The sequence below is a fragment of the Mammaliicoccus vitulinus genome, assembly GCF_029024305.1.
Taxonomy (GTDB): domain Bacteria; phylum Bacillota; class Bacilli; order Staphylococcales; family Staphylococcaceae; genus Mammaliicoccus; species Mammaliicoccus vitulinus.
On record NZ_CP118974.1, the window covers coordinates 1955256 to 1969274 of the forward strand.

The window sequence follows — 14019 nt, forward strand, 5'->3', positions numbered from 1 at the left end:
TCAATTTCATTTGACGGGATTTTTTCTTTATTCATTTACTTCAAATTTCACTTCACCATCTACTAGATGTACATCTACATTTGTACCTTCTTTCAATTCTTGACCGATCATCAATCTTGCTAATGGTGTTTCGATTTGTCTTTGTACAAATCGTTTTAATGGTCTTGCGCCAAATTGTGGTTCGTATGCTTCTTGCGCAATCCATTCTTTAACATCTTGGTCCACATTAATTTTGATGTGTTGATCTACCAATCTAATATTTAAGTTCGTAATAATATGGTCAACGATAAAACTCATATCTTTAACTGATAATGGTTTAAATAATACAATGTCATCCATTCTATTTAAAATCTCTGGTTTGAAGTAAGCATGTAAACTTTCGTTCACTTGTTTTTTAGCTGAATCTTCAATTTCACCATCGTCTGTTACACCTTCTAATAAATATTGCGAACCGATATTACTCGTCATAATGATAATCGTATTTTTGAAATCGACACTGCGCCCTTTCGCATCTGTTAATCTACCTTCATCTAACAATTGTAACAATACGTTGAATACATCATTATGTGCTTTTTCAATTTCATCAAGTAGTATGACAGAGTATGGTTGTCTTCTAACTGCTTCAGTTAGTTGGCCACCTTCTTCATAACCTACATAACCTGGAGGCGCACCAATGAGTCGTGCGACTGAATGTTTTTCCATATATTCACTCATATCTATTCTAATCATATGTTTTTCAGAATCGAATAAAGTTGCTGCTAATGTCTTAGCTAATTCCGTTTTACCGACACCTGTTGGACCTAAGAATAAGAAGCTACCAATTGGTCTATTCGGATCTTTAATACCTGCTCTTGCTCTAACTACTGCATCAGATACTAAATCAACTGCTTCATCTTGTCCTACTACTCTCTCGTGTAAAATATCTGATAGTTTAAGCAATTTATCTCTTTCAGTCTCAACTAGTCTTGAAACTGGAATACCTGTCCATTGACTTACGATATAACCAATTTCTTCATCTGTTACAATTTCTCTAATCAAACGATCATGATCAGAACCTGTTTCTTCAGCAAATTCATTTTCTAGCGCTTTTAATTCCGCTTCTATTTGAGGTATTTTACCGTGTTTAAGTTCTGCTGCTTTCGCTAAATCATATTGATTTTCCGCATTTTCTAAAGCTTGTTTACTTTCATCTAACTCTGCTCTTTTATCTTGAAGTGATTTGATTTGTTCTTTTTCTTGTTCAACTTTACTTTGTAATTGTTGTTGTTTTTCTTTTTCGTCTGCTAATTCTTTTTGTAATTCTTCTAAACGTATTTGGCTACTTTGATCAGATTCAGATTTCAGTGCGTTTTCTTCAATTTCAAGTTGCATAACACGTCTATTTACTGCATCTAATTCTGTAGGGTTAGAACCCATTTCTGTACGAATCGTCGCACATGCTTGGTCAACTAAGTCTATTGCTTTATCTGGTAAGAATCGATCCGTAATATATCTATCTGATAATTCTGTCGCTGCTACTAACGCTCTATCTTGTATACGCACACCGTGGTGAACTTCATATCTTTCTTTTAAACCTCTTAAAATTGAAATAGTATCTTCTAAGTCTGGTTCTTTCACGTTCACTTTTTGGAAACGTCTTTCTAATGCAGAATCTTTTTCAATGTATTGACGGTATTCATTTAAAGTTGTTGCACCGATACAGTGCAATTCACCTCTTGCTAGCATTGGTTTGAGCATATTACCTGCATCCATAGCACCTTCTGTTTTTCCTGCGCCAACAAGCATATGAATTTCATCAATAAAAAGTAAAATTTTACCTTCTGAATCTTTTACTTCTTTTAAGACAGCTTTCAATCTTTCTTCAAATTCACCTCTGAATTTAGCGCCAGCCACTAAAGCTGATAAATCTAATTCAAATATCGTCTTATCTAAAAGTGATTCAGGAACGTCTCTTCTAACGATACGTTGCGCTAATCCTTCTACAATTGCTGTTTTACCTACACCAGGTTCCCCAATTAATACCGGGTTGTTTTTAGTTTTTCTACTTAATATGCGAATCGTATTTCGAATTTCTTCGTCTCTACCAATAACTGGATCCATTTTACCTTTTCGTACTTCTTCAACTAAATCTCTACCATATTTAGATAGTGCTTCATATTGCACTTCAGGATTTTGTGATGTCACACGATTACCCCCTCTTATTTTATTAATAATTTCATTTATGACTTCTTTCTTATTTCCAATGATGTCTTTAGTCGTTTGGTCAACTTCCATTGCTGCTTTTAAAATATGTTCCATCGACATGAAGTCATCTTGCATTTCTTCTTTAATTTGATTAGCTTTGTTAAACAATTCATTGAGTTTCGGCGACACGTATTGTCCATATTGGACGTTATCACCTTTTACTACAGAATATTGATTTAACTTTTGTTCATATTTCTCTTTTAATGATTCTGTATCAATTTTAGCTCTGTCTAATGTTCTTTTAAAAACACTTTCATCTTCATTTAACGCTGATAATAATACAGCTTCTATTTCAATATTTTGTAGTTGATATGATTGTGATAATTGTTGTGCTTTCTCGATAACACTTTGAACTGAATATGTCATTTGATTAATATCCAAATGTATCACCTCTTTTAATTTTTCATCGGCCTAATAGTTTGACTATCTTTGACCTTAATTTAATTATATACTGTTTGACCTTCTTTGACAAATATAAAACATCAAATTTCCAAAGCTTTTTAATCCCATATTATGGTAAAATACAATTGAAAATAAACGGGGAAGTGATCTTTTGCAAACTACATATACAGAAGCTACTTCAGTTATTGAATACATTATAAACAACGGCCAACGACTACATTTTGACACTCACCATTATATATACCATTCTGGAGACTTATGTAATCATATTTATGTCATTTCTGAAGGAAAAGTTATTACACATCGTGTGATGGAAGACGGAAAAGAATTTAATACGAAATTATTAGGAAGACATAGTATCTTCGGTTCGACTACTTTGTTTTGTGGCAGAAAAACACATAGCCTCTCAGCACGGGTGAAAGAAGCAGCAATCGTATACAGCATGCCAAAAAACCAATTTGAAGAAGCAATATTAAATGATGAAGTGCTAAAATACGAATGGTTACTGTGGGTTCAAAACGAAAATGAAAAGAACGAATATCTAATCAGAGATGTATATACTTTAGGAAAAACAGGTGCTTTCTATTCCATACTCATTAAACTAGCAAACACATACGGCGTTCAAGTTGACGATCGTATTTTGATTAATGTAGATTTAACCAATCATGAATTAGCTAACTTCTGTAACGTAACAAGAGAAAGTGTTAATCGAATGTTGAGCTATTTAAAAAAGGAAAACATCGTCTCTGTACAGCATAAAAGAATTACGATACATGATTTAGATTACTTAAAAAAATCTATAAACTGTGAAAACTGTCCTTTATCAATTTGTAGAATAGAATAATTAAAATTGTGCTACTCGAACCATACCCTAGGCAAGCTTGCACAAACAAAATCGTCCCATTATAAAAAAAGCATATCACGCTACTTACTGAATAAAATCAGTAGCGTGATATGCTTATTTGTTTTATTAGCTTACACCTAATGCAATTTTAGCGTAACGTGACATTTTGTCTTTACCCCATGGTGGATTCCAAACAATGTTAACTTCTGTTTCTTTAACTTCAGGTAATTCAGCTAAAGCTGTTTTAACCTGATCTATAATTTGTGGCCCCATAGGACAACCCATAGAAGTTAGTGTCATTTCTACTGTACATAATCCAGCATCGTCTAAGTCAACGTTGTATATAAGACCTAAGTTAACTATGTCAATTCCAAGTTCTGGGTCAATTACGTTTTCAAGTGCACCAATAATACTATCTTTCATTTCTTCTTCCATATTTTCACCTCATTCTTAAAGTTACTATATATAATATATCAAATTTAAAGCATTGGTTAAAGAAAATGATATGATATTATAGTATGTATCAAAAAGAAAATGAGTAAGGAGTTATCGATATGGAAAAACATTTAATCTGTTTAGATTTAGATGGCACATTATTAAATGATGAAAAGCACATCTCACCTTTTACTAAAAGCGTATTACAATATTTAAAGAAGTCAGGTCATGAAATTATTATTTCAACAGGTCGACCATATCGAGCAAGCGTAGATTATTATAATGCTATGGATATGAACACACCTATTATTAATTTTAATGGTGCCTATATACACCACCCTACTGACAATAGATTTGAACCAAAGCACGAACAATTTGACGCACGAATAGCTTCTAAAATTTTCCAAGATATAAGCCAACTTAACGTTAAAAACGTTATAGCAGAAGTAAGAGATCAAGTTTATATTAATACTTATGATCAAACATTATTTGAAGGTTTTAGTATGGGTAACCCAGAAATTAAGTATGGTGAATTAAACCAGTTACTTCCAGAATCACCGACGAGCTTATTAATACAAGCAGAGGAAAATGAAATTCCTAATATTAAGAAGCACTTAAATAAGCATTATGCTGAATTTATAGAACATCGTCGTTGGGGCGCACCATTTCCTGTTATTGAGATTGTTAAAAAGGGTATTAACAAAGGCAAAGCTGTGAAATATGTAGCTGAATATTTAAATATAGACTTTGATAATATCATTGCATTTGGCGACGAAGATAATGATTTTGAAATGATACAATTTGCTAATTACGGAATTGCTATGGGTAATGCTATTCCAGAACTTAAAGAAATTTCAACAGAAGTTACAGACACTAATAACAATGATGGTATCGGAAAATACTTAAACAAACATTTTGGACTAAATATGTAAGGGGTTATTCAAATGAAAATGATAGTAGATAGTGGTTCAGATTTAACATTATCACAAATTGAAGAATATGGATTCTACTTTTTACCTTATGGGATCGTCATTGATAACCAAAATAAAGTAGACCTATATGAAATATCGAACGAAGAAGTATTAGCTGCCATCAAGCAAAATAAACACCCTAAGACAAACCAAGCAACTATGGAACAAATGACTAAAGTATTCACAGAAATCGCTGAAAACAATGAACAAGCTATTTATCTAGCTTTTAGCAGCGCTTTAAGCGGCACATACCAAACTGCATGCTTAGTTAAAGAGCAAGTTAAAGAAGAGTACCCTAATCTCGACTTAGCCATCTATGATACTTTAAGTGCTTCAATGGGGTGTGGGAAACTTATACTCGATGTTCAAGATAAAATCCAGCAAGATTATACATTTGAAGAATTAGATCAATATATTAAAGTCAAACTTGAGAAAATTAGACATTTATTTACGGTAAAAGACTTAAACTATTTAGCAAGTGGCGGCAGATTATCTAAAGGACAAGCTTTTCTTGGTAATTTATTAAACATAAAACCTTTATTACACGTAGAAGAAGGTAAACTTGTACCTATCGAAAAATATCGTGGCTCTAAAAAGCTATGGCATGCCATTATAGAAAAAATGAAACATGAAAATAGCGACTTTTCAAATGAAACAATCTATATAACGCATGCTGATGATTACGAAGAAGCAGAAAGACTAAAATCATTGATGCAAGACACTTTATCACCTAAAGATGTGATCATTTCAAACATTGGTCCCGTTATTAGTTCTCATACAGGAAGTGGCACGATCGCAATATTTTATTATAAGGAGTGATCGTAATTGAATAAAATTATCGTAGTTGGTGCAGTTGCTGGTGGAGCCACAGTTGCATCACAAATTAGACGTCTTGATTCAGAAAGTGAAATTGTTGTATATGAAAAAGATAGAGATATGAGTTTTGCAAATTGCGGTTTACCTTACTATTTAGGTGAAGTTGTAGAAGATAGAGATTTAATGTTATCTGCAACACCCGAACAATTTTATGATAAAAAAAATATCACTGTAAAAACTTATCATGAAGCAATCGCTTTAAATGATGCACATAAAACAATTACGATTAAAAATCATCAAACTGGTGAAACTTTTGAAGACCAATATGACACACTTATTTTAAGTCCCGGTTGTCGAGCAAGACACTTACCTATTCAATCAGATAGAGTATTCACTTTAAGAAACTTAGTTGATACAGATGAAATTGAAAACTTTATCGTAAACGAAAAGGTTCAATCTGCATTGATAGTTGGTGCTGGATATGTCAGTTTAGAAATTTTAGAGAATTTATTTTATAGAGGCATAGAGACAACTTTAATTCATAGAAGTGATCATATTAACAAAAGTATGGATAAAGATTTAAATAACGTCATCTTTGAAGAATTAGATAAAAGAGAGATTCAATATCGATTAAATGAGGAAATTGAAAGTATTACTGATCGAACAGTTACATTTAAATCTGGCCACGTTGAAGACTATGATATCGTTATTACAGGTGTTGGGATTGAGCCAAATAGTGATTGGCTGAAATCATCATCACTTCAATTAAATGAACAAGGTTACGTGCCAGTCAACGAATATTTCGAAACAAATTTGGAAGGCGTTTATGCAATTGGTGATGTGATTGAAACGTTTTATAGACATACTAAAAAGCCTACAAGTATCACTTTAGCTTGGGGTGCGCATAGAGCAGCTTCGTTAATTGCTGAAAATCTCGTAGCGAAGTCATCCAATGAAAAATCAGCTTTCCGCGGCCTGTTAGGAACAAATATCGTTCGTGTATTTGATTATGCACTAGGAAGTGTCGGCATCTCAGAAAGTGAATTGGAAAATTATGATGTTGATGTTGTCGAACAAACTCAAAAGCAACATGCTGGTTATTATCCAAATGCTGAACCCATTACGTTGCGCGTTTATTTCGAAAAGAGTTCTCGTAAAATTTTACGTGCATGTGCAGTCGGTAAAGATGGTGCGGATAAGCGTATTGATATCTTATCAACAGCTATCATCGGTGAACTCACGATAGATGAATTAAGAGACATAGAAATTGCTTATGCCCCACCTTTTTCTAGTCCAAAAGATATCGTCAATATGATAGGTTATAAAGCACAATCAAAATAAAAAGCATATCACTCTACTGATTTTTCTCAGTAAACAGAGTGATATGCTTTTTTTATTAAATCTTAAAAATCTTGCATTAAATCATCTATTACTTCTTTGACAGTACAGATTGATTTAATAGGACTTATACCTGTTCCTACTGATACATAACCATTTTCTGTATCTCCTTCTACCATACCAAGTCTCATATTTCTTCCAGCACCCATATGTTTAGCGAGTTCTTCATTTGTCGCACCATTTTTATCCATATCTTCTAATTCTTTAGCTAATTTACCCGGCAAAGATCGATAATATGCTGGCAAAGTTCTAAATAAAATTAAATCTTCAGCGTTCGAATCAACGATATATTGTTTTACATTTTCAGCAGCTGGATTTTCTATAGTGGGAATAAGCACACTACCTACATAGACACCTTCAGCACCTAAACAAAACGCAGCTCTCACTCCTCTTACATCGCCAACGCCTCCAGCAGCAATAACTGGAATACTAATTGCATCTACAATCATAGGCACTATGGAAAAAGTACCAATCACACGTTCTGGTACTGTTCCTCCCTCATCGAAACCAGTTGCTACAAATACATCAGCCCCCATTTCTTCTGCAGCTTTCGCATTTTCTATTGTAGGCGTTATAGGTCTAAAAATAATTCTCATATTATTTTCTTTTAATTTATTAAATAATTCTTGATCTAGCAAGCCATTAATTAATACTATAGGTACGTTTTCTTCAATAAGCATATCAACGATATTTCCGACGAAAGTAATATCTTCACTGACCATAATTGTTGAAGCAAAAGGTTTATTTGTTAGTTGTTTTATTTTAATAATTTCTTTTCTCATACGTTCTGTCGTTTCAGCTGCTGAACGCGTAACCCTTGCTTCTCCTGCATTTGGTCCTAATATCCCTAATCCACCAGCTTCGCTAACGGCTGCAATAAATTTAGGATTAGTCAATGAATTCAAAGGTCCTTGAATAATTGGTTTTTCGATATTAAAAATTTCAGTCACTCTATTTTTCATATTATATCCCTTTCCAATTAATTTTATATAGAGTATATTATTGCATATAATACTATTTATAAAGTAGGCAATAAATAATGACATAGTATCAAAATATGTACTATTACGCTATGAAAGGGTTTATGAGTCATACAGAAATATTTAATCTATATAAATAAACAGACGTACAACGATTAAATTGTACGCCTGTTCCTAATTTTTATTTTCTTTGTCTTTTACTTCTTCTTGAAACGAGGAAGATAAATAAACCGAATAACAATACAACTAATATAGCTGCTACAAAGTAACCATTATTTAATCCTCTTTCGTTAATCACTGCATACAACTCGCTTTCTTCTCTATCAGTGATTAAGTTATATTGATTGTTTTTATTTTTAATACTATCTCCTAAAATTAAACCGGAAAGCATTTTATTTTTTTCTATCTCTTTATCTGTTAAAGTCACTTTTTTAGAATTGCTCGAATCATTAATATTCAAAATATAATCAACTGTATTCGTATCATAATAAAATACATTTGTTCCTTTATCGTGAGGTAAGACTTTAACGTCTCCTTCAAGCAACTCTTGATATTGTTTGAACGTTTCTGAAATTTTTTCTAAATAATTGATGACTTCTTTATCCGTTCTAAAATTCTGTAATTGGTTAATCGTTTCTATTTTTGAACCATTAACTGCTATTTCCGTACCATAATTCATCATTATTGGCCCTTTATAACCCCACATATAAGTCATCATCTGCTTGATACGTGTGCCAGGAAACATATTTTCATCAGCTGCATGTTTAGTAAATCTTTCCGTAAACCAAGTGTCAGCAATGAGTACTTCTCCATCTTGTTTATAGTCTGGTATTTCCGTATCGACAGTTTTAAAAGCATTTTGAATAGCAGTTCTTGTTTTATTAGTAGATAAATGTTTAAAGTTTTTCGCATCAATACCGTCTTTATTTATAATGCCATAAGTATCTAATCCCTCAGGTAAAAATGCTTGAGCATCGATATCATCCTGTACAATATTCATTGATATTCCATCTACATCGTACTGATCTACAAAAGATTTTACTTTAGCTTTATAAATCCCCTGGTTCTCATTATCTTTTAAATCTATAAATTTATCATTTTTAAAATAAGACTGTTGTACTTTGTTTAAATCACCATTAACAGATTGCTTAAATTCATCTGTATAAGTAGTCGGCATATCGACAATAATTTTCATGTCTTTTTTATGTATTTCACTAATAAGGGATTTAAATGCCTTTTCCCCACCTAAAACGTTATCAATCTCATCATAGTTATTGACTTTATAGCCTAAAAAGTCATTTTGTTCATGTGAAAACACTGGAGAAATGTGTATCGTATTAAATCCCATGTCATGTATATAGTCTAATTTAGATTCAATACCTTGAAAATCTCCTCCAAGTGGCAAATCTTTAGATTTCTCGTTGTTTTTTATCATTTTATTATTATAATTATTACCGTTCATAAAACGATCGACGACTAAACTATATATCCTAGGATATTTAACATCTTTGTATTCTTTATCTTGCGCAAATGCATAGCCATTAAAAAGTGGCGCAATCAGTATTACTGTTATGATTAATTTTGTCCATTTATTCATTTACTCAACCCTCTTTATTACCAATTATCTCTATTATACTAAAACGTTTACTTTACTGATAGGACAACATGAAATTGTCATAAAAAATATTTCTATAGAAAAATCCATTCATAACTTTGTTTGTAAAAGTTATGAATGGATTTGTTACAGTTAATCATTAACCAAAATGTAATACACCCATTGGTAAATAACTACCTAATAAAATTGTTAATACCATCACAACAATAGTTGCAATGAAAAATCCTTGGCTCTTTTTATTCTTTTTCTTCTTAGCAATTGTCATTTCAATTAATCCAATTACAGCAAGTCCAAGAATAAATTTGATACCGTATAGCATGCCATTAATGCCCATAGCTTGTATAAATATAACAAGACCAGAAATTAATGTAAGCACCATGAATAATCTTAATACCATATGTACTGGTTTGTTTGTAACTTTCATATATACTACAAAGAATAAAATAATAGTTACTAGCCAGCTAAAAATATGGAAATGTATCATATTCAGTTCCCCCTAAATATTAATATTTGTTTTCCACTAGCATTATAACATAGGAACAAATATAATAAGGCTCTTTTTTATATACCAAATGTTAAAGTTTGTTGAGTTTTCACAATTTATTCAAAAGTTTATTCATATAACAATAAAAGAACTTTGGAGATAAATCCCAACTCAAAATAAATAACAAATCATACCACTGATATATTCAGCTAGACATGAGTTGTTATTAATTTTGAAATCTACGATTTTGCAAGTGCATGCTGTATGTTGCAAGACTTACCAAACAAGCAACATAGAAGCACTGTATGTTTTAAAATCTTACGATTTTGTTCGTGCATGCTTGCCTGGGGTATGGTTCGAGCCTGTAGTCTCTCTCGCATACTATTCCCCCGGGCGTCAGCACTTTGCAAAATCGTGGAGAATATTATAAAGATTTTTGCTATTTATCATGTGAGCCCTGACTTGATAAATTCATGAGGTCTATTTATCATGTGAGCCCTGACTTGATAATACCAAAGATATTGCACTTGTTTCCTCGGAATCATAAGCTGTCTCTTTCAACTTTATTTGATATTCATTTTTCATCGACATCTCTACTCCTTAGCTGGAATGTAACTTATATTATCTGTAAAGAATATATTCTCTTTTTTATTCTCTACAAAAGTGTATTCTAAGTTATCATATCCCACTGATGTCCCCTCTAATTCTCCTGTACCTTTTAATAGTAATTTTGGTGCTTTTTTAGTAGGAATATCATATCGTTTTCTAAGCTGTTTCACATTGTATTCATCATTTTTCAATTGATATTCTGCTGAATAGTTTGGCGCACTTGGATTATAAGATATATTGCCATCCTTATATTTTTTTAAGTCTTTGAAATCAGCATACTGTGCAAAAAACTTAAATTCCTCGATTTCTTTCTTTAACTTCGCATCGTTTATCTTTTTAGTTGGAATAATTTTATTGTTAACCATTTTTATTGGATAATCTTTATCAATACTGTCAACCATACCGTCTTTATCTTCAAAAGTTTCACTAGTTTCAAAGTACCCTGTCGCTGTCCTTTTATTTCTATCTATATATAAGACCATTGCTCTTGAAAACATATTTTCCCCTCGTTTTTGGATAACCATTTCGGAACTAAGTATCCACATCCCTTTATCATCCTTATCAAACTCTTCATCTCGGTATCCTTCTTTGTCATATAGATCCTCTAAGTTTTTTATTGGGTACATGTCTAGTGTTTTGCTGAATTTTTGCTTGATTTGTTCTTCTTTATTTGGCTTTTTACTTACTACTTTATCCATCATTCCACATCCTCCAATAAATATTGTTAACATTATCAAACTTATGCATATTATTAATTTCTTTGAATGAACCATCTACTCACGCTTTCTATTTAACTTTTAATTGTTCGTTTATATATATTTATATTACCATTTTATATAACTAGATAATGGTAATATAAATATTTTAAGATCTTTTTTCTTATGTATTCCGTAACTTTTGTGTTTTATATTTTTAAATTTTTTCACTAACTGTGATTAATACAAACAAAAATAAAAAGCAACGATATTCAAATAAGAATATCATTGCTTTAACCTTTTACAATGATCCATTTAAAAACTGTGCTTCTCCATTAAAGAAGCTCCAATTTTCATCTGTATTTTCTACTAAACTAAACATAACATCTTCTGTGCGTACACCTAATTGATCATGTAGTTCTTCTACAATAGTGCTGTAGAATGCAAGCTTTTGCTCCTGTGTCCTTGGTCTCGTGATGATTGTGAATACTATTACGTCTTTTGTACGCTCAACACCTAACCCGGTATCCAATATCTGCATTTCGTAATCTTCGTGTTGATTAACGATTTGATATCGATCTCCTTCAGGTGCATTAAAAGTATCTAACATTACTTTGTAGGAAATATCTAAAATTTGTTTAATTTCTTCTTTGTCTCTTCCTTTGATTAAATCTATCTTCATTAATGGCATGTAATAACTTCCTTCCACGTTAGATTTATTATACTCATTTATCATAATCACACTAGCGATTAAGTACAAATGATTTGGATGCTTTATAAATTAAAAATCACTAACAACATTAGACAAAAAATGACATTTCATGATATTATGTATGTGTAGAAATCAAATAAGGACAACATGCGCTAACATGTTGCCCTTATGAGCCCGTTCGAAAGACGGTAGCTGATTATATTATTAAAAAATAACCATTAACCTGCTAAAGTTGGATGGTTATTTTTTTTGGTTATTATTACTAATTAATACTAAACCTATGATTGATATAACAATCATCAGCATTTCATAATCAGTCATGTTACTCCTTTCCAGGAGCAAAAACCAACAACATAGGCATCACCCCATTTTTATGAGACTAGCCACCATCTATCCAACTTGCTCAAGTTATATTATAGCGTAATCTAACATTGTGGACTATAGTATTTATCAAAATTTAAATTGTACACCTATTTATTTTAAAACTCATATAGTCCGTTCAGAAAAATTCCACTAACAACATTAGACAAAAAATGTCATTTCATGATATTATGTATGTGTAAAAATCAAATAAGGACAACATACGCTAACATGTTGCCCTTATGAGCCCGTTCGAAAGACGGTAGCTGTTTTAGTTAAAAAATAACCATTAACCTGCTAAAGTTGGATGGTTATTTTTTTTGGTTATTATTACTAATTAATACTAAACCTATGTAGGTATGAAACGCACGAAGACTCAAGATAGCAAATCAAAAAGAGCGTAAATTCTTTGAAATTAAGAATTTACGCTCTTTTATGTTAACTAGGGATGTTAATATCCCTGACCTTTTTTATCTTTTAATGATTATTTTTTACTAATGAAAGTCGTTAAAGTACCAATTCCATCTATTGTTACTTTAACTTCGTCACCTGGCTGTAAAAATTGTGGCGGGTTCATACCTGCTCCAACTCCAGCTGGTGTTCCTGTAGCAATAATATCTCCTGGATGTAATGCTACATATTTTGAGATTTCAGCAATTAATTCATCAATTTTCAAAATCATCTCGCTCGTATTACCGTCTTGACGAATTTCATTGTTTACTTTCGTCACAATATTAACGTCTTCTGGTAATGGTAATTCGTCTTTAGTTACAATATATGGACCCATTGGGCAACCGCCTGTTAATGATTTTGATAAAAATGCTTGATCATGTTCTTTTTGAGCATTTCTATCTGTAATATCATTAATAATTGTATATCCGTATACGTAATCTAGTGCTAAACCACGTGGTATTTTTTCTCCTGATTTACCGATTACGATTCCTAACTCACCTTCGTAATCTAATTGGTCAGTTACATCTTTATGGTTAGGAATTTCTGCATTATCACCTGTTAAAGATGATGCTGCTTTAGTAAATACATATAGTCTATTAACTTTATTATTTAATTCTTCAGCATGTTTTTTGTAATTACGACCAAATGCTATTACATTATTTGTCGGTGTTACTGGTGGTAAAAATTCAATATCTTCGAAGCTATATTTATAATCGTCTTTTTCAGCAGTTTCTTCTACTTTTACGACTGCTTTACGAACCGCTTCTTGAAAATCAACGTTAATATTTAATTGTAAGCCTTCTAATAAAGTTTTAGGGTTAAAATCCTCATCTCCAAAGTCTGAGAATACTTTACGTAAATCCCATACTGCTTCTTCACGCTTTACTTTCACACCATAAGAAGTTATATCTTTATATTTAAAAGTTAAAAATTTCATCCACTTTGTCAGCTCCTTCTTGTTCTTATCGTTAATTATACCGAATTTTTTGATAAATCGCATT

The 14019-nt window shown here is 31.7% G+C and carries 12 protein-coding genes; 4 read left to right on the plus strand and 8 right to left on the minus strand.

Annotation, left to right across the window (positions count from 1 at the left end):
• Positions 1-27: 27 nt before the first annotated feature.
• Complete coding sequence (clpB, locus tag PYW35_RS09790; protein WP_103323097.1) at positions 28-2625, minus strand: ATP-dependent chaperone ClpB; 2598 nt, start codon at positions 2623-2625, stop codon at positions 28-30.
• A gap of 172 nt (positions 2626-2797) precedes the next feature.
• On the opposite strand from clpB, the gene PYW35_RS09795 reads away from it, so the two are divergent.
• Positions 2798-3490 carry a Crp/Fnr family transcriptional regulator gene (locus PYW35_RS09795; RefSeq protein WP_016912369.1) on the plus strand — a complete coding sequence of 231 codons (693 nt, stop codon included), beginning with the start codon at positions 2798-2800 and terminating at the stop codon, positions 3488-3490.
• Between the two features lie 126 nt (positions 3491-3616).
• On the opposite strand, the gene PYW35_RS09800 is transcribed toward PYW35_RS09795, so the two are convergent.
• Positions 3617-3925: a metal-sulfur cluster assembly factor gene (locus tag PYW35_RS09800; RefSeq protein WP_016912368.1), complete on the minus strand. Its 309-nt coding sequence runs from the start codon at positions 3923-3925 to the stop codon at positions 3617-3619.
• A gap of 119 nt (positions 3926-4044) precedes the next feature.
• Between PYW35_RS09800 and PYW35_RS09805 the strand changes: the two genes are divergently transcribed.
• From PYW35_RS09805 to PYW35_RS09815, 3 genes are read left to right on the plus strand one after another with little or no spacing between them, the layout of a single operon-like run.
• Positions 4045-4857, plus strand: a complete 813-nt coding sequence (locus PYW35_RS09805; protein WP_016912367.1) for a Cof-type HAD-IIB family hydrolase — start codon at positions 4045-4047, stop codon at positions 4855-4857.
• A gap of 12 nt (positions 4858-4869) precedes the next feature.
• Entirely contained in the window at positions 4870-5715 is an 846-nt protein-coding gene (locus tag PYW35_RS09810) for a DegV family protein (RefSeq protein ID WP_103323096.1), read from the plus strand.
• A 6-nt stretch (positions 5716-5721) separates the two neighbouring features.
• Positions 5722-7053 carry a CoA-disulfide reductase gene (locus PYW35_RS09815; protein WP_103323095.1) on the plus strand — a complete coding sequence of 444 codons (1332 nt, stop codon included), beginning with the start codon at positions 5722-5724 and terminating at the stop codon, positions 7051-7053.
• A gap of 62 nt (positions 7054-7115) precedes the next feature.
• Here PYW35_RS09815 and PYW35_RS09820 read toward each other — a convergent pair whose 3' ends face one another.
• From PYW35_RS09820 to PYW35_RS09845, 6 genes are all read right to left on the minus strand, one after another.
• A complete protein-coding gene (locus PYW35_RS09820) occupies positions 7116-8156 on the minus strand; it encodes an NAD(P)H-dependent flavin oxidoreductase (protein ID WP_142381072.1) in 1041 nt (346 codons plus the stop codon).
• 115 nt (positions 8157-8271) lie between these two features.
• A complete protein-coding gene (locus tag PYW35_RS09825) occupies positions 8272-9687 on the minus strand; it encodes an alpha-amylase family protein (RefSeq protein ID WP_103323094.1) in 1416 nt (471 codons plus the stop codon).
• Between the two features lie 157 nt (positions 9688-9844).
• Positions 9845-10189, minus strand: coding sequence for a DUF1516 family protein (locus PYW35_RS09830; protein WP_016912362.1), 345 nt, complete (start codon positions 10187-10189; stop codon positions 9845-9847).
• Positions 10190-10782: 593 nt separating this feature from the next.
• Positions 10783-11571 (minus strand): tandem-type lipoprotein, encoded by a 789-nt coding sequence (locus tag PYW35_RS09835; protein ID WP_103323093.1) that lies wholly within the window; start codon positions 11569-11571, stop codon positions 10783-10785.
• A 223-nt stretch (positions 11572-11794) separates the two neighbouring features.
• Positions 11795-12184 (minus strand): tautomerase family protein, encoded by a 390-nt coding sequence (locus PYW35_RS09840; protein ID WP_103323092.1) that lies wholly within the window; start codon positions 12182-12184, stop codon positions 11795-11797.
• A gap of 865 nt (positions 12185-13049) precedes the next feature.
• Positions 13050-13955 (minus strand): fumarylacetoacetate hydrolase family protein, encoded by a 906-nt coding sequence (locus PYW35_RS09845; protein WP_016912043.1) that lies wholly within the window; start codon positions 13953-13955, stop codon positions 13050-13052.
• Positions 13956-14019: the final 64 nt, after the last annotated feature.

Coding starts and splice junctions, on each gene's coding strand:
- PYW35_RS09810 (WP_103323096.1), top strand. CDS start 4,870: ATGAAAATGATAGTAGATAGTGGTTCAGATTTAACATTATCACAAATT.
- PYW35_RS09840 (WP_103323092.1), bottom strand. CDS start 12,184: ATGCCATTAATGAAGATAGATTTAATCAAAGGAAGAGACAAAGAAGAA.
- PYW35_RS09800 (WP_016912368.1), bottom strand. CDS start 3,925: ATGGAAGAAGAAATGAAAGATAGTATTATTGGTGCACTTGAAAACGTA.
- PYW35_RS09805 (WP_016912367.1), top strand. CDS start 4,045: ATGGAAAAACATTTAATCTGTTTAGATTTAGATGGCACATTATTAAAT.
- PYW35_RS09830 (WP_016912362.1), bottom strand. CDS start 10,189: ATGATACATTTCCATATTTTTAGCTGGCTAGTAACTATTATTTTATTC.
- PYW35_RS09820 (WP_142381072.1), bottom strand. CDS start 8,156: ATGTCATTATTTATTGCCTACTTTATAAATAGTATTATATGCAATAAT.
- PYW35_RS09825 (WP_103323094.1), bottom strand. CDS start 9,687: ATGAATAAATGGACAAAATTAATCATAACAGTAATACTGATTGCGCCA.
- PYW35_RS09835 (WP_103323093.1), bottom strand. CDS start 11,571: ATGGTTCATTCAAAGAAATTAATAATATGCATAAGTTTGATAATGTTA.
- PYW35_RS09845 (WP_016912043.1), bottom strand. CDS start 13,955: ATGAAATTTTTAACTTTTAAATATAAAGATATAACTTCTTATGGTGTG.